The following is a 15,765-nucleotide window of genomic DNA, read 5'->3' on the forward strand; positions in this document are numbered from 1 at the left end:
AGTTCTATAGATGATCGCGTAAAACTGTTTTTTTCAGTTGTTTTTATACGTAGCCCTCTGGCAGGAGTTAAATTTCTTATAAAGACTCGTTCTCCTGAGTGAACAGCTAGGTGTACAACTGATCTTGAAGGAGGGGAAAAGAGTTAGTTTACTTCTGTATTACTACCAAGGGGCTACAAAAAAGTGTCTGTGTTTTGGGGCTACTTTCTTTGAAGTACCCTCAAAACACAGACACCTGCAATTATTTTTAAAGGCGGAGCTTAGTCTACCTGGTCTTCCAGTTTAGTGGCCATCTCCTGGTGCGATTTCAGCATGGGCAGGGTTTTGGTGGCAAGAGCCTTCACCGTAGGCGTATCTGCGTTAGCGCTCTTCGCGGTGAACATGGCTATGTCCATTTTATGGGCAGTTTCCATGATATCCATATAGGCTTCATCAAACTGTTTGCCGGTCTTGCCTTGCAGCCTGTCCATGAGGGCTTGGTGCATTGGCATCAAGGTTTTGGGCAGGGTAACTTTCATTTGGGTGGCAAGCGCCATCTGCTCTTTGCTGGCTCTGGTGTGGTGGTCTACCATCATTTGCGCAAATTTCTTCACTTCTGCGTTAGAAGCGCTCTGGGTGGCTAGTTTACCAGCCTGGATCTCAAATAAGTTACTGCTAGCCGATGTCATCATGAACATGGCATCGGTCATGTTAGTCATGTCCATAGTGGCGCCTGCAGTAGCAGTGCCACCAGCGGTTGTGCCACCAGTAGTACCTCCTCCGGTTGTTCCTGTGGTGCCTCCAGTAGTACCAGTTGTTCCGCCGGTGGTACCAGTAGTGCCTCCGGTAGTAGTGCCGGTTGTAGTACCAGTGGTTCCGCCAGTAGTTCCTGTGGTACCCCCAGTGGTAGTGCCGGTTGTTCCGGTAGTGGTTCCTCCGCCAGAAGTTGTTCCGGTAGTAGTTCCGCCCGCAGTTCCAGACATAGTGCCGCCGCCTGACATGGTGCCAGTGGCAGAACCAGAGCTTGTACTAGTCGAAGTAGCTGTTCCGGAGGTGCTGCCATCAGTCCCGGTATTGGTGCTGGTACATGCTGTGCCCGTTATCATCGCTCCGGCCACCAGTATTGACATGACTTTTTTCATAATTCTAGTTTATTTTGTTCTAATTCGTTCTGCCATGTATACGCTCTAAAAATGAAGCAGTTAGCAATCCTTCACCCGAACAAATACTGAATTTCCACCTGAGCTTTGCGGTTTGTACCATCCCCGGCTTCCTTAGTCTTGTTGGGTGGAGTCTGACAAGGTATCAGCGGCGATGGCGTGGGTAGAGGTGGCTCCTCCCATACCGCTACTGCCCGCGCTACTGGTAGCGGCGGTAGGGCTTGCGGCCGTGCCTTCTGCGTTTGTATCATTGTCTGTAGTAGAGTTGGCACCCTGCTGATCAGAACTGCAGGCCACGTTCAGGGAAAGTAGGACTGCCAGCATTCCATAGGTGAATGGTTTCATCGTGTTTTTCATAATTGGGGTCTTACAGGTTTCTTTTCAAAAAGCAGAAGCTTAAGGCTATTTGCGTAGTCGTTAAAGTCCAGTTCTTTACGGCCCATCTAATCTGCGATTTTAGCTCTTTGGGAGCGCCTCACTTTGCCCCAGCTCCGCTCTTCTTTTTATAAAAAAAGCCTGCTCTTGCAGGCTTTTTAGGGATGAGCTACATGTTGTTACTTGTTCAATTTTGTTTCCAGTTCGTCTGCGTGGTGTTCATGGATACGCAGCACCGGAAGGTTTCTGATGGCGAAAGCTTTAACAGAGGTAGTAGGTGCCCCGTTGCTCACCACGTCAAACAACGCGATGTCGCTTTCATGGACGTCTTCTATCTTGTCTATGTATTTCTTATCAAACTCGTCGCCGGTTAGTTTAGACAACTGATCTACCAGTTCCTGATGCATGGGCAATAGCGTAGAAGGGAGAGTTACGTTCATCCCCGAGGCCACGGTCATGAGTTCCTGATTTGCCTTGGTGTGGTGGTCTACCATCATCTGGGCAAATTTTTTTACTTCTGAGTTGGCGCTCCGGTCCATGGCCAGCTTGCCTAACTGCACCTCCATCATGCCGCTGCTGGCAGCCTCGGTGAGAAAAGTAACTTCGGTGATAGTACGGGTACCGTAGCGCATGGTACCGGTGCCGGCCACGTTGCTGGTGGTACCAGGGGCCACATAGGCATCTACCGAGGTTCCGCCGGTGCCCACCGTTCCAGAGGCGGCGTTGGTTGAGGTCACAGTTGCTTCGTACGCATCTGAGGTAGGTACGGTGTTAGAAGTATTGGCATCTATCCTGCTGCACGCTGTTCCTGCTACCAAAGCACAACTTGCCACTACATAAAATATCTTTTTCATCGCTTTTCCTTTTTTAAAGTCTGTTGCGGGGTGCTATCACCACCTAAGTGGAATCATCGTTTCAATTCCTTTCCCCAGACAAACGTGTTTTCAGTTCCAGAGCCTATTGTGCGGCGTTCTTCAGTTCTTCTTCCAGCTGCTCCACCTGCGAAAGGTGCGCCCGCAGCGTGGGCAGGTTTTTACCGGCAAATGCCTTCAGCTCCATGTCTTTTCCATCTTCAGACATTTCCTCAAACCGCTCAATGGTTTCTTTGTGGTCATTTATCATTGCCTCCAGATAGGCTCTGTCAAAGGCTGGCCCAGAGGTACTCATGACAGTATTGAAGGTTTCTTGATGGTCGTCGCCCAAGGCGGTAGGTACCATCAGGTTTTTCAGGTCCGCGATTTGTTTCAGCTGGGCGTTGGCCTGGGTATGATGGTCCATCATCAATTGCCCAAACTGCTTCACCCTTGGGTCAGTGGCCTTGCTGCTGGCCAGACGTCCCATTTCCACCTCAAACAAACCACCGCTGACTACCTCGGCCACAAACCAGCCCCCTTTTTCGTCTTTGCCGGTGCTTTCCAGCACCTCTTCGTTGTGCTTGCCCGCCGCGTCTACTGAGGTAGTATCCGTGGAGGAGCCACCACAACCGGAGACCAAGGTAACAGAGGCTGCTAGGAGCAGGTAGAACAAATAATTTTTCATAGTTTAGATCTTGTACTGATGGCGCTCGGAGGGTTTCCGTTGCTCTTTTTACGTTCCCGCCTGCGTAGGGTTAACTATGCCCTCAGAAAAATCCTACTAAGCACTTTCACAAAGCTTCTGTTTGTCCGTCAGGAAAGCCCTGGCTCAGTAAATGCAGGCTTTCTTCAACCGGAAATCACTAAATGCCTTCTCCGGCAGAAGCTAAAAAAGAAGGGCATTTGGGGGCTGCTTTCACAAAAACAGCCCCCAAATGCCCTTCTTCAAAGGTGGTGGGTTCTTCGCCGACTACAGACTTACGCCTTTGCTTTTGCCCGCCTGCCGGATGGCATCCCGCACGGCTTCTTCATATTCCTCAGGGATGGAGTCAAATTCAATCTGGCCTGTTTGCCCTGAGGTAAGCCGGTACAACAGTTTATCTGTCTGCACCCGCAGCAAGCTGATGCTGTTCCAGGGCAGGGTAACCGGCTCCTGGGTCTGGGATAGTTTCAATTCCAAGTGTTCTTCGGTGACCTGCACGTAGCTGGTTCCGGCGGGCTTGCGGCGGCGCCAGGCCACAATCAGGTAAGAAACGGCAAGGGCCAGCTGCAGCAAAGGGAGCAGGTACACGCTAAAGGCGACTTCCTCTTCGCCGGTGTAGTGCCGGTACACGCCAAGGCCACCCAGTATAAAAAACACCACCGCCATAAACAGATACAGCTTTGAAAGCGCTGCCCCGTTCTGGTTTGTGGGTGAAAGGTTTAAAAAGAAGGATTCCATAAAGTCTCGCTATTTAGAAGATTTGCTTTTCCGCCCCCGTAGCACCAAAACGATCTTGATCACCACAAACATCATAAACCCGATGAAAGCAGCCAGGGTCACCATGATATTTGGGTCTTCTAAGCGCCACATCAAGATCAGGAATGAGACGGTGAGCATGAAGTTAAGCAACAGGTTGGCTGGACGTGAAAGCATAGGTAAAAGCAAACAGGTAATCAGTAAAGATACAAAGATGTACCCAGTACTCAAGCCTACAGCTGTTTCTGAGCCTCTTTCTTGCAACGGCACCCAAAACAGATTAGTGCCCTTTTTCGGCAAAAAGCCCCTAAAGAACTGCCTTTTATTTATCGGCTAACGTCCACCGTTCAAAGTCCTTGAAATAGGCGGCTCCCCAGAAAGAATACCGGGGCAGAATAGTCATCTTCAACCGGCGCTTGAAGTCTGCAAAGTCCTTCTGCTTGGGATCGGTCCAGAGTACCTCGCTGAGGGCGGTCATGCGCGGAAACACCATGTATTCCACCTTGGCCGGACTGCCCATGTACTCGGTCCAGACGTTGCCCTGCGCGCCCAGGATGTATTTGGCAAGCTTCAGCTTCTGCAACTCAGCGGGCACGGGATTGAAGTTGTAAACGGCATCTAACGGGTTGTACCCATGAATAGCCAAGCTGTCTTTTGGGTCTTTGGATTGGTAGTTGTCAAAGTACAGCGGGTTTCCGGGCGACATGATTACCGGGTGATGCCTTTGGGCGGCGGCTATCCCCTCTTTGGCACCGCCCCAGTTCATGATAATGGCAGTAGTGTCCAGCTGTCCTTCCAAAATCTCATGCCACCCAATGACCTTCTTGTTTTTCTTGGCCAGATACCCCGATACCTGTTGAATGAAATAAGTCTGAAGCTCCTTTTCGTCTTTGAGGCCGTTGGCTTTCATGAAGGCCTGGGTGCTAGGGTCTGCCTTCCACCAGATCTTACTGCACTCGTCGCCGCCAATATGAATGTACTCTGAAGGGAAAAGATCAGCTACCTCCTGGAACACCGTCTCCAGAAACCTGAACGTGGCAGGATGAGGCGCCAGCACATTGTTTTGCCGGTTGTACATGCCCCATGTGTTGGCTACCTGCCAGACAGAATCTGGTCTAGTACTGAACTCTGGATAGGCGGCAATGATGGCGCGACTATGCCCGGGAATATCAATCTCAGGCACTACGTTAATCCCCCTGATGGCGGCATATTGCACGATATCCCTCACTTGGTCTTGCGTGTAGAACCCACCGTAGCGCGTAGAGTCATAGCGGGCTGGTACGTCCTTAAAATGCCCGATCAGGGTGGAGTTGCGCCAAGCCCCTACCTGAGTGAGTTTAGGATAACTATTTATTTCCAGGCGCCAGCCCTGGTCATCAGTGAGGTGCCAGTGGAAGGTGTTGAACTTATGGAACGCGAGGTAGTCTATGTACTTTTTGAGGAAGTCCAACGGAAAGATATGCCGGCTCACGTCCAGGTGCATGCCCCGGTAGGCAAACTGTGGATAGTCTTTGATCTCCACCGTAGGAAACTCCACCTGTTTTGCTTTGCCCAAAGGCAGCAATTGCAACAAGGTCTGGATCCCGTGGACCATGCCCGCCACGTCCCGGGCTTTGATGCGGATCACCGGCCCACCAGATTCCAACCAATACATCTCGGGCCGGTTGGCTTCAATGGTATCGTGCAGCAGCTGGATTTTGCTTTGCCGGCCCATTTTGGTTTCGGGCGTAGCGATGGCCAACCCCAGATCACACTGGTTCAACAGCATTTCCTGCAGGTACTCGGCTTGGGCTTTGTAGAGAGCATCTGCCAAGATCACCGTTTGCTTATTGATGGTCACAGGCCTTTCGCCCGTGGACTTGAAGGAGACCGGCCGGGGCACAATGTTGTTCACTTCGGTTAGCTGCCCATGGGCATGGAAGAAAACCAAGGCAAGTAGCCCAAGCAAGAAAGACCGGCAGCATTTCTTCATATAACCTTCTAGTTGATTTTGATCCTATTTTACAGAAAATCAGGCAAATTTCTACCCTCCTGCTTTGGGTATATTCTACTAAAAACAGGCCGAAAGCAGCACGGCCTTTCTCCCGATACAGGAAGAAAGGCCGTGCTGCTTTTTGATGTGGTACAGATTATGACTGCGGCTTTACCTGCGGAAGGGCTTTGCGCGGCAGCTTATCCTTACGTACCGCCGATTGGTACACGAAGGAAGCTACAATCACGGAGGCTTGCTTCAGGTCATCGGCCTGGAGGCGGTCATAGGTATCCATGTTGGTGTGGTGCGTACGGGTGTTGTACTCCAACCCATCCTGAATGAACTGGAAGCCCGGCAGGCCCAGACCGTCAAAGGAAAGGTGGTCGGTTCCGCCTGTATTGCGGTTGGTCACCGTGGTGGCACCCAAATCATTGAACGGCTTCAGCCACTCGGTGAACAACGGGGCTACGGCCTCATTGCCCTGGGTGTAAATACCTCTGATTTTACCAGAGCCATTATCCAGGTTATAGTAAGCGGCAATCTTGGCGTGCTCTGGCAACAGCTTCATGGTAGCCGGATCACCTAAGTGCTTTTTGGCGTACCCACGTGAGCCGTGCAGTCCTTGCTCCTCACCACCCCACAGCGCAATGCGGATGGTGCGTTTTGGTTGCAGGTTCAAGGCTTTAATGATACGTACGGCTTCCATCATTACGGCTACTCCGGCAGCGTTGTCGGTGGCTCCGGTAGCAGCGTGCCAGGAGTCAATGTGGCCGCCGAGCATCACAATCTCCGACTTCAGTTTTTTATCAGTGCCTGGGATCTCGGCAATTACGTTGTAGCCTTGCTGATCCTCGGTCAGGAAACGAGTTTTACTTTCCAGTTCCACTTCTACCGGAATACCAGCGGCCAACAAGCGGCTCATACGGGCCAGGTCTTCCTGGGCCATCTCAAATTCGGGCAATACTGGTTTAGCATCCATGGCGTACGAGGCGCCGTTGCTGGTAAAGAACGTTCCGTGTGAACCGCTGCGCCCGCTGAACATGGCCACGGCGCCCTCTTGCAGGAACATCTCACTCATCTTAGCCATCAACGTCCGCCGGGCCTGTAGGACGGCTCTTTGTTCATCAGTCATGGGCGTACGGCCAGCGGCTGACTGCACAGGCTCGGCTAGTTTCTGCAGTTGCTCGTCGGTGTAGCGGTTGGCATCGGCGGTGAAAGTGGTTTTAATAGGGTTAGTCACCTCCATCATCAAGACTTTGCCTTTCAGCTTGCCAGCGTATTGGGCCAGATCTTCTTCTTTGGTGGCTTTCACCAGCATCACCTGTGCTTTCACGGGTCCGTTGGTGCCGGGTGTCCAAGCTTTGGGCGAGCCAATCATGGGCTGGTAATACGGTTTGGTAAGCGCCAGATAGGATTTGTCCACTTCCCACCCTTTGCCAAAGGTACCCCATGGCTCAATTACGGCATTCTTCAGCCCCCAAGAGGTCAGTTTGTCTTTGGTCCACTGGTTGGCTTTGGCCAGGCCGGTAGAACCCGAAAGGCGCGGCCCGTTCACATCGGTGAGGTAAAAGGCGATGTCCATCACCTGGGAGTTCTTCAATCCTTCCTGACGGATTTTCTCCACCACGGCCGCATCCAGCGGTTCTACTTGTTGGGCAAAAGCGGGCATCGCCAGAAAAGCGACACCTAGGGCTAGTTGAAAGGCTTTGTTCATTAGAGAGGGTTTAGGTCTTTTGTGCTAGGTAAATATAGGAATGCTTAAGGATTACCCAACAGACCACCCGGTAAAAACCTGTTCCTGAGCAGACTACCCTACCGGCATCAGTTAATTAGTCTTTCGCCTTCGGTTCTCTGAAAGCAGTTTTCCAGTCTAAACTGACCGGTTTTAGTGATGCGGTACACCTCCAGGCAAGACCATCTGTTAAAGGCCTTATCCGCGTGGAAGTATTTCCGTACCAGCACCAGGTTTTTGGAAAGCAGCACTACAGGATAGGAATAAGCATAAAACGCGGCTGGAGCCAACCCCTGGTTCTGCACCAACACAATGTTCTCAGGGAAGTCTTCCTGAGTCCACTCGGTTCTTTTCTGCTGCTGTATCTTGCTCCTGATCTGCCCGAAATCAGCCTTGGTCAATCGGTACTCCATCTTGAGTTGCGGACCAGCCCCGTACAACCCTCTCCGGGCGGCAATACGGCTTTCATCTGAGATGTTAACCTTGGCCCACAGCGAGTCCGTAAGGTTCACTTCAGACAGTTTCCAGGGCAGCATGTTTTTCTCTACCCGCTTGTGCATCCCGGTTTGGGAGGCCAGATATCGCAGGAAGTTTTTAGTAATCTGGGCTTCTGTTTTGCCAGTCTGCCCTATCCCTTCAAAAGAACTAAACAAAAGAAAGCAGAGAAACGCAGAAAGGGCAAAGGACTTGAAACGCATGGGAAAGTAAACCGATAATTCTTCAACAATATCCGGAAAAGCCTCTTGAAACACAACCAGGCTCCCATGGCTGAGGCATAAACCCTGCCAAACCCTTACCGTTCCAAAGCTGATCTAAGGAAAAGGGGACCAAAATGCCTTATCTTAAAATAGCACCAGGACTTGCTTACCTGTTTGATGGCCAGTTTCTTTGAAACAACGGTAAATCAGTCCTAGATTGAGATCCCCCAGAGGCAGATGCCTATCAAAAAGCCCAGCGTAAAACCGGTATACACTTGTTTAGAGTTATGGGCACCCAATGCCAGGCGGGCAGAAATGACGGCTCCGCAGATGACACAACCCAGCACGATGGGATACAGCAGGTAGGTTTCAGGTAATAGGCCGTGCAAGAGCACTAGAATACCCAGCGCGCCGCCTAGCCCAATGCTGTGCGCACTAATTTTCCAGAACTGGTTGATGACCAACGTGAGGTAAACCGATGCCGTGATCACACCCATGATGAGGTAGAACAGGGTATCAAAGAAGGAAATCCGGTAAAACACCACGGTGAGCACGGTGTAGCACGTGGCAGCCACCAAAAGCGGCCATCTCCTATCGGTGCGGGCGTCTAAGGTGATGGAAGTGACAAGCCCGGCCTGCTGCATGAGCATGGTACCCAGAACCGGCAACAGAAACGTAAGAATGAACACCAGCAACACAATCAGCCGCCGCCCCTCAGGAGGGTAAGAGAATACCTCCGGCGGCAAATAGTACAGCAGCAGACTGAAAAGATACGTAGGCAGTAACAACGGATGAAAAAGCACCGAAAGCACCGTTGCGAAGCGGGGATTCACTTTTTTAATGAGGAATTAGAAATTAAAAAAATTAGAAATGGAGTAGGTTTTAAACCCGCCCTTGGCATTGCATAACCATCAAATCTGAAACCATAAACTTCCTTTCCAATTCATAATTCCTACGTAACACGCTAGGCGTGTTATAATTCTTTGCGCAAACGGGCTACGGGTATGTTTAGTTGCTCACGGTACTTGGCTACGGTGCGGCGGGCAATGTTGTAGCCTTTCTCGTTGAGCATCTTCTCAATTTTGTCATCAGACAGAGGCTTGCGCTTGTTTTCGGCCTCAATGATGTCTTTGAGAATGGCTTTCACCTCGCGGCTACTGGCGTCTTCGCCGGCATCGGTAGCAATACCTTCCGAGAAAAAGAACTTAAGCGGAATGATCCCGAACTCGGTCTGCACGCTTTTGCTGTTGGCCACCCGGCTCACGGTGGAAATGTCCATGCCAATGTCCTCGGCAATGTCTTTCAGGATCATGGGCTTGAGCTTGCTTTCGTCGCCCTCCAAAAAGAAGTCATACTGGCGGCGCAGGATGGCTTCCATGGTGCGGAGCAGCGTGTTCTGGCGCTGCTTGATGGCATCTATGAACCACTTGGCCGCATCCAGTTTCTGCTTCACAAAGGTGACCGTCTCCTTTAGCTTCTTGTCTTTCTTAGAGCTTTTGTCATACGCATCGAACATGTCTGCGTAGGAGCGGGAGATGCGCAGGTCTGGGGCGTTGCGGGCGTTCAGGGAAAGCTGCAACTGACCTTCTTCGTTGGTGATGATGAAATCTGGGATCACATACTGCACCCGGGTGGCCCCGCCGGTTCCGCCGGGTTTAGGGTTCAGTTTCAGGATCAGGTCAATGGCCGCTTTCAGCTCGTAGTCTTCCAACTCCAGCTTCTGCTGTATTTTAGGATAATGCTTCTTGGTGAACTCATCAAAGCAGTCATGGATGATCTGCTCAGCCACCTCAGTGATCTCATCAGGTTCGCGGCGCTCTAGTTGCAGCAGCAAACACTCCTGCAAGTCACGGGCGGCAATGCCGGGCGGGTCAAATGCCTGAATCCTGCGCAGCACGTCTTCTATCTCTTCCACGCTGGCGTCAATGTTCTGCGAGAAAGCCAGATCGTTGGAAATGGCTTGCAGTTCACGTCTAATGTAGCCGTCCTGGTCAATAGAGCCGATCAGTTGCTCGCCAATGGCCATCTGTTTGGCGTCTAGGTTCAGGAAACCCAGTTGGTCCATGAGCGCATCGGTGAGGGAGCCGGTGAACGCAATGGGCATTTCACGATCTTCTTCGTCACCAGGCCCGTCGCCCTGCATCTTGTAACCGGCTATCTCGTCATCGTTGATATAATCTCCCAGATCTACCTCGTCATCTTCGCGGCGGGGTTCGTCTTCGGCAAAATCATCCTCGGTGTTGTCGAAATCATCATCGGCATCACTGTTGGAGTCATCATTATCTGTCGCAGGTTCATCAGCGGCATCCCCTTCCTCCAGCGCGGGGTTCACCTCCAGTTCTTCTTTGATGCGGGCCTCCAGCTCAGCAGTAGGCACCTGCAGCAACTTGATGAACTGTATCTGCTGCGGCGATAATTTCTGGGATAAAAGCTGTTTTAAATCGAGTCTCTGCATAAAAAAACGGCACCAACCACACACGTGCGGCCTAGCCCAAAGTTATGCTTTTTTACTACTGGTTTGCAAAAAAGGTTAATTTTGGCACGCGCCATTGGCGCGAGGTATCAAGTAGTGGGTATGAGGCAGCAAGACTCTTCTCTCAGTTAAGATTTTTTGCGGCCGTATACCTACTTTTGCGCCAGTTAACTACGGGCTTCTTGATACGGGCTACGTGATACAGTTTAAGAACATGAAAAGAACCAAAGTAAAAGCATTGCTTCAGATGCCTGCCCAAGATGAGCCAATATTGGTAAAGGGTTGGGTGCGCACCAAGCGTGGCAACAAATATGTGACGTTTATTGCCGTGAACGACGGCTCTACTATAAACAATATTCAGGTGGTTGCTGACATGACCATATTTCCTGAAGATACATTGCGGGAAGTAACCACCGGAGCAAGCGTAGCCATTGTTGGTAAATTGGTGGAGAGTCAAGGCAAAGGCCAAACTGTTGAGATACAAGCCAACAACATTCAAGTGTTAGGAACCGCTGACCCAGAAACCTACCCTTTACAGAAAAAAGGCCACTCTTTAGAGTTCCTGCGCGAGATTGCCCACCTTCGCCCCCGCACCAATACGTTTGGGGCGGTGCTGCGTGTGCGCCACGCCATGGCGTTTGCGGTGCATAACTACTTCAATGAAAAAGGCTTTTTCTATGTGCACACCCCGGTGATTACCGCCTCTGACGCAGAGGGTGCTGGTGAGATGTTCCGGGTAACTACGCTGGACCCGGTAAACCCGCCTAAGACTGAGACCGGCGAGGTAGACTTCTCTGAAGACTTCTTTGGGCGCTCTTCTAACCTGACTGTTTCTGGCCAGTTGGAAGGCGAGGTTCTGGCGATGGCATTGTCTGAGATTTACACCTTCGGACCTACATTCCGGGCTGAAAACTCCAACACTAGCCGTCACTTAGCCGAGTTCTGGATGATTGAGCCCGAGATGGCTTTCTATGAACTGGAAGACAACATGGACTTGGCCGAGGATTTTCTGAAATACTTGGTACGCTACGCCCTAGACAACTGCATGGATGATCTCCAGTTCTTAAACGACATGTATGACAAAGAGCTGCTCACTCGTTTGAACTTTGTAGTGGAGAATGATTTCCAGCGCCTGACGTACACCGAGGCCATTGAGGTGCTGAAAACAGCCAAGCAGAAGTTTGAATACAAAGTAGATTGGGGTACCGACCTGCAGAGCGAGCACGAGCGTTACTTGGTGGAGAAACACTTTAAGAAACCAGTAATCCTGACCAACTACCCGAAAGACATCAAGTCTTTCTACATGAAGTTGAACGATGACGGCAAAACCGTACGCGCCATGGACGTACTATTCCCGGGTATTGGCGAGATCATTGGCGGCTCTCAGCGCGAGGAAAGCTACGAGAAACTGGTGACCCGCATGCAGGAGATGGGTGTACCGGAGAAAGAAATGTGGTGGTTCTTGGATACCCGTCGTTTTGGAACAGTACCGCACAGCGGATTTGGTCTGGGCTTTGAGCGCTTGTTGCTGTTTGTGACCGGTATGGGCAACATTAGAGACGTAATCCCTTTCCCTCGTTTCCCTAAGAGCGCAGAATTCTAAGAACCTCTTTAAGTTTTCTAATATCAGCCGCCCAGTTGTCTTAACAACTGGGCGGTCTTGCTTTATACCTAATTTGCTAAAAACGGCCCTTATACGCTGCTTTCTCAATTTATTCTTAAGCAACCAACCAGCTCTAACACTTCCTGTTTTGTCAATAGCCCTACCATGCATCCTCTTCTTTCCCTTGCACGTAGTAAGCACGAAAGGTTTAAAGAAAGCTTAGTCTTTTACAATAAAGCCACCTAAATGCGGGAAACACGATGAGTTATACTACTACTCACTTTCGATTCAATTTGACTTATACCAATTTAAGAAGCTTTTCTTTCTACAAACCTGGCTCAATTTCAACCAAACGCCTGACCAAGGAGTCCTATTCAACTTTATCTTGAAATCTTAGCGCCAACTCTGTTTTATACTTTCTTTCAAAGGAGACAACATTTTCTTTTCTATTCCGAAAGGGAAGCTTATTAAATCTTACACAATCAATAAATAAAGTACTAATTTAAGTTACTTAAATGTAATTTACATTTTTTATTTGTAATTATACTATAATTTTATTTTACTTTACAGCGAAAAACAAAGAACAAAATCACTCCTCCTGACTATGTTAAAACGTTTCACTCTCCTCCTGTTAACGATTGCCTTAGCTATCGGCACTGTTCAAGCACAAAGTGTAGAACAAAAAAACAAAGAGCGTATTGCTCAAATGAAGCAGAAAGAAAAAGAACGCGCTGCACTAGCCAAGCAAAAAGCAAAAGAGCGGAAAGAGTTTGCCAAACAAAAGCAGATTGCCCGCGAAGCTTTGATTGATGCCAAATACGAAGCGTTGGACGCAGCCTTGATGGAGAAAGAAGAAGCCAGAAGAATAGCAGAGAAGGAAAGAGCGGCTGCCTTGAAGCAGAAAGAACGGGAAAGGGAAGAAGCGTTGGAAGCCAAAGAAGAGGCAGCCAAAGAAAAAGAGCGTCAAGCCAAATTAGCCATCAAGGAAAAAGAGCAAGCTAAGAAAAAAGCCGCTAAAGAGCGGGCGCAGGCTTTGAAAAACAAAGAGGCAGCCCGCAAAACAGCTGCTAAGGAAAAAGAAGCCAATAAAAAGATTGCCTCTACTAAATAGGCTAAACAACACTAAAGATCAACAGCAAGGCCCGCCGTGAGCGGGCCTTGCTGTTGATCCACTTTTAAGCTACCCAGCCCAGCAAATGCAACAGCCTAGCTATGCATTACTTTTAGCCAAAGGCTAGGTCTTTGTTTCCAGGCAGGCCTACCTATGTTCCCTACTCCCACAAACTGGCTTTTAGATGCTTTGCTTTAGCTTAGAATGGAGAACTAGCAACCAAAGGAGAAGCACCACCTTTTGCTTCCAGCACCTGAGCTACTCATCAGCATCTTACTCACCCGGCCTCTCAGGGGCAAAAAATTAACCACTGAAAATAGTTTTAAAAGGACATAAAACTTGCTCATTCCTGAGCAGCAGATGTCCTATAAAGAAATAGCAGTCCTTAAGCTCACCTTGATAAATTTAATCTATTATTACAATAATATTATTTTAAAGTTAATTTTTGTTTTTATTTATATAAAATATAACTATACTTGATATAAACATCACCTAAAAGCGTCTACTATTTTCATCCTCTTATACTATCAGTTTATAAATGGAAAATTTTTATCAAATAAAGCCTGCTTCTGTTTTTAAGTTTTTGATCAAAATTGTATTGGTACTCCTGTTTCTGGATACCTGTGCGGTGATCTTGGAATACTACATCCGGACACACGTAAACTCTTCTATCACAGGGTCCTACTCTTTTAAATACTACGTAACGGGCATCTTCGCCTTTGATGGGGAAAGAAATCTTCCCTCTTATTTCTCGACGATCAACTTACTTGTAAGTGCATTTTTGCTCTTCACCATTTCTAAACATGTAAAGGCTAGCCCTACCCCAGCACACTACAAGAAATGGTTTTTCATGAGTTGCATGTTTGCGTGGTTAGCCATTGATGAGTTGTTCTCTATGCATGAGTTACTTGTGAAGCCTTCCCGAAATATTTTAAAGCAATCGCTTCAGCAAGACAATTTAGGGTTCCTCACCTTTGCCTGGTTTGTGCCTTACGTGCTGTTGTTCATGTTGGTGGGCCTTTACCTTATGAAGTTCGTTCTGTCGCTGCCAAGAAAAACCTTGTATAACTTCATAGGAGCAGGCGTCATCTTCCTTTCCGGTGCAGTGGGTATGGAAATGGTAGGCGGCCTCTTTATCGCGAACCAGGGAGATGGACTGAGCCTTATTTACAAACTGTGCACTTCTGTAGAAGAAGTCTTTGAGATGACAGGGATTATCTTCTTTATCTATTCTCTTTTAAAGCACATGGAGCAGCAGGAAAATATACAAAACCTATTTGCCCTTGCCTTAAAGAAAACCACCCCCGAAAATGCGCCGGTCTCTTCTTTTGTGAAGGAAAAGCAGGTAATAACCACCCCACCAGCCATACCGGTGATTTTACACCCTTAAAACATCATAATGGCCAACGCAAGATGCTTCTCACCTTGCGTTGGCCATTTCAGTAATTCTGAACAGGTATTTTCAAAGGGTTTGCTGCTTACTTAACGCAGTTGCTTCTTTCTTGAGGTCTTCATTTACCTGGTCTAGATACCAAAGCCATCCTGCAAGATGTGCCCTTAGCCCGGTTTGTCAGAGACATCCTCCTAATCCTACTTAGTTCAGCATCCGGTACTTCACCCACCCACCTACGTTTATTTTTTGTTTGAACTAGTTTTCAGAATACAAGTCTAAAAGCTAACCCGTCGTTCACGTTCTCTTTACTATATGTTTATTTTTTTGTATTATATTAATTAATTTTATAACTTAATATTTCCTAAGCTGTCATTCTCGTAACAGCATCCAGAAAACCAATCTACCATAAAGCCATTATGCCTCTTTCTACTCCATTACCAGAAGCAAACAGGAGCGGCTTCTTCTTAAGCTTTGACAAAGATTTACTGCAAATAGACACTATTCACAACTTCTTAACCGAAGTGTACTGGTCTAAGGGGATTCCCCGGCAGGTAGTAAAAAGGGCCATTGAACATTCGTTGTGCGTGGGGGTCTATTACGAGGGCAAGCAGGTTGCCTTTGCCCGCCTCATCACAGACTACACTACCTTTGCCTACCTCTGCGATGTGTTTGTCCTGGAGGAGTATCGCGGCAATGGGCTCTCCAAGTGGATGTTAAAAGCCTTCAGAACCCACCCTGAATTGCAAGGGCTGCGCCGCTGGATGCTGGCCACCGAAGATGCCCATGGCTTATACAGCCAATTCGGGTTTGAGCCGTTACCCCACCCAGAACGTTTCATGCAACTCCATACACCTAACATCTACCAGAAACAGCCCCGCAGAACAGAGGAAGTATAAGCCAACAAAACATTGGGCGTTAGAGGCTAATCCGAGCGTTTTTGCTCTCTTTTCGTAAAA

Annotated in this window: 15 protein-coding genes; 4 read left to right on the plus strand and 11 right to left on the minus strand. The window is 48.9% G+C overall.

The window, feature by feature from the left end; all coding sequences use genetic code 11:
• Positions 1-260: 260 nt before the first annotated feature.
• From ACW9SV_RS05470 to rpoN, 11 genes are all read right to left on the minus strand, one after another.
• Complete coding sequence (locus tag ACW9SV_RS05470) at positions 261-1,121, minus strand: DUF4142 domain-containing protein (protein WP_479555730.1); 861 nt, start codon at positions 1,119-1,121, stop codon at positions 261-263.
• Positions 1,122-1,253: 132 nt separating this feature from the next.
• Entirely contained in the window at positions 1,254-1,496 is a 243-nt protein-coding gene (locus ACW9SV_RS05475) for a hypothetical protein (RefSeq protein ID WP_479555731.1), read from the minus strand.
• A gap of 197 nt (positions 1,497-1,693) precedes the next feature.
• Positions 1,694-2,368 carry a DUF4142 domain-containing protein gene (locus ACW9SV_RS05480; protein WP_479555732.1) on the minus strand — a complete coding sequence of 225 codons (675 nt, stop codon included), beginning with the start codon at positions 2,366-2,368 and terminating at the stop codon, positions 1,694-1,696.
• Between the two features lie 103 nt (positions 2,369-2,471).
• Positions 2,472-3,053 (minus strand): DUF4142 domain-containing protein, encoded by a 582-nt coding sequence (locus ACW9SV_RS05485; RefSeq protein ID WP_479555733.1) that lies wholly within the window; start codon positions 3,051-3,053, stop codon positions 2,472-2,474.
• A gap of 285 nt (positions 3,054-3,338) precedes the next feature.
• A complete protein-coding gene (locus tag ACW9SV_RS05490) occupies positions 3,339-3,809 on the minus strand; it encodes a hypothetical protein (RefSeq protein ID WP_479555734.1) in 471 nt (156 codons plus the stop codon).
• 9 nt (positions 3,810-3,818) lie between these two features.
• Complete coding sequence (locus ACW9SV_RS05495; protein ID WP_479555735.1) at positions 3,819-4,004, minus strand: hypothetical protein; 186 nt, start codon at positions 4,002-4,004, stop codon at positions 3,819-3,821.
• A 145-nt stretch (positions 4,005-4,149) separates the two neighbouring features.
• Positions 4,150-5,799 carry a beta-N-acetylhexosaminidase gene (locus ACW9SV_RS05500; protein ID WP_479555736.1) on the minus strand — a complete coding sequence of 550 codons (1,650 nt, stop codon included), beginning with the start codon at positions 5,797-5,799 and terminating at the stop codon, positions 4,150-4,152.
• Positions 5,800-5,956: 157 nt separating this feature from the next.
• Positions 5,957-7,513, minus strand: a complete 1,557-nt coding sequence (locus ACW9SV_RS05505) for a M28 family metallopeptidase (RefSeq protein WP_479555737.1) — start codon at positions 7,511-7,513, stop codon at positions 5,957-5,959.
• 107 nt (positions 7,514-7,620) lie between these two features.
• Complete coding sequence (locus ACW9SV_RS05510) at positions 7,621-8,229, minus strand: hypothetical protein (RefSeq protein ID WP_479555738.1); 609 nt, start codon at positions 8,227-8,229, stop codon at positions 7,621-7,623.
• A gap of 212 nt (positions 8,230-8,441) precedes the next feature.
• Positions 8,442-9,062, minus strand: a complete 621-nt coding sequence (locus ACW9SV_RS05515; RefSeq protein WP_479555739.1) for a hypothetical protein — start codon at positions 9,060-9,062, stop codon at positions 8,442-8,444.
• A 140-nt stretch (positions 9,063-9,202) separates the two neighbouring features.
• Positions 9,203-10,684, minus strand: coding sequence for an RNA polymerase factor sigma-54 (gene rpoN / locus ACW9SV_RS05520; protein ID WP_479555740.1), 1,482 nt, complete (start codon positions 10,682-10,684; stop codon positions 9,203-9,205).
• Between the two features lie 232 nt (positions 10,685-10,916).
• On the opposite strand from rpoN, the gene asnS reads away from it, so the two are divergent.
• From asnS to ACW9SV_RS05540, 4 genes are all read left to right on the plus strand, one after another.
• Complete coding sequence (gene asnS, locus ACW9SV_RS05525) at positions 10,917-12,305, plus strand: asparagine--tRNA ligase (RefSeq protein ID WP_479555741.1); 1,389 nt, start codon at positions 10,917-10,919, stop codon at positions 12,303-12,305.
• Between the two features lie 706 nt (positions 12,306-13,011).
• Entirely contained in the window at positions 13,012-13,416 is a 405-nt protein-coding gene (locus ACW9SV_RS05530; RefSeq protein WP_479555742.1) for a hypothetical protein, read from the plus strand.
• Positions 13,417-13,999: 583 nt separating this feature from the next.
• A complete protein-coding gene (locus ACW9SV_RS05535) occupies positions 14,000-14,806 on the plus strand; it encodes a hypothetical protein (protein ID WP_479555743.1) in 807 nt (268 codons plus the stop codon).
• A gap of 419 nt (positions 14,807-15,225) precedes the next feature.
• A complete protein-coding gene (locus ACW9SV_RS05540; RefSeq protein WP_479555744.1) occupies positions 15,226-15,705 on the plus strand; it encodes a GNAT family N-acetyltransferase in 480 nt (159 codons plus the stop codon).
• Positions 15,706-15,765: the final 60 nt, after the last annotated feature.

The sequence above is a fragment of the Rufibacter sp. JT20002 genome (genome assembly GCF_056491185.1).

What these genes read in the sequence shown, in the direction of transcription:
- ACW9SV_RS05470 (WP_479555730.1), bottom strand. Translation starts at nt 1,121, where the DNA reads ATGAAAAAAGTCATGTCAATACTGGTGGCCGGAGCGATGATAACGGGC.
- ACW9SV_RS05475 (WP_479555731.1), bottom strand. Translation starts at nt 1,496, where the DNA reads ATGAAAAACACGATGAAACCATTCACCTATGGAATGCTGGCAGTCCTA.
- ACW9SV_RS05480 (WP_479555732.1), bottom strand. Translation starts at nt 2,368, where the DNA reads ATGAAAAAGATATTTTATGTAGTGGCAAGTTGTGCTTTGGTAGCAGGA.
- ACW9SV_RS05485 (WP_479555733.1), bottom strand. Translation starts at nt 3,053, where the DNA reads ATGAAAAATTATTTGTTCTACCTGCTCCTAGCAGCCTCTGTTACCTTG.
- ACW9SV_RS05490 (WP_479555734.1), bottom strand. Translation starts at nt 3,809, where the DNA reads ATGGAATCCTTCTTTTTAAACCTTTCACCCACAAACCAGAACGGGGCA.
- ACW9SV_RS05495 (WP_479555735.1), bottom strand. Translation starts at nt 4,004, where the DNA reads ATGCTTTCACGTCCAGCCAACCTGTTGCTTAACTTCATGCTCACCGTC.
- ACW9SV_RS05500 (WP_479555736.1), bottom strand. Translation starts at nt 5,799, where the DNA reads ATGAAGAAATGCTGCCGGTCTTTCTTGCTTGGGCTACTTGCCTTGGTT.
- ACW9SV_RS05505 (WP_479555737.1), bottom strand. Translation starts at nt 7,513, where the DNA reads ATGAACAAAGCCTTTCAACTAGCCCTAGGTGTCGCTTTTCTGGCGATG.
- ACW9SV_RS05510 (WP_479555738.1), bottom strand. Translation starts at nt 8,229, where the DNA reads ATGCGTTTCAAGTCCTTTGCCCTTTCTGCGTTTCTCTGCTTTCTTTTG.
- rpoN (WP_479555740.1), bottom strand. Translation starts at nt 10,684, where the DNA reads ATGCAGAGACTCGATTTAAAACAGCTTTTATCCCAGAAATTATCGCCG.
- asnS (WP_479555741.1), top strand. Translation starts at nt 10,917, where the DNA reads ATGAAAAGAACCAAAGTAAAAGCATTGCTTCAGATGCCTGCCCAAGAT.
- ACW9SV_RS05530 (WP_479555742.1), top strand. Translation starts at nt 13,012, where the DNA reads ATGAAGCAGAAAGAAAAAGAACGCGCTGCACTAGCCAAGCAAAAAGCA.
- ACW9SV_RS05540 (WP_479555744.1), top strand. Translation starts at nt 15,226, where the DNA reads ATGCCTCTTTCTACTCCATTACCAGAAGCAAACAGGAGCGGCTTCTTC.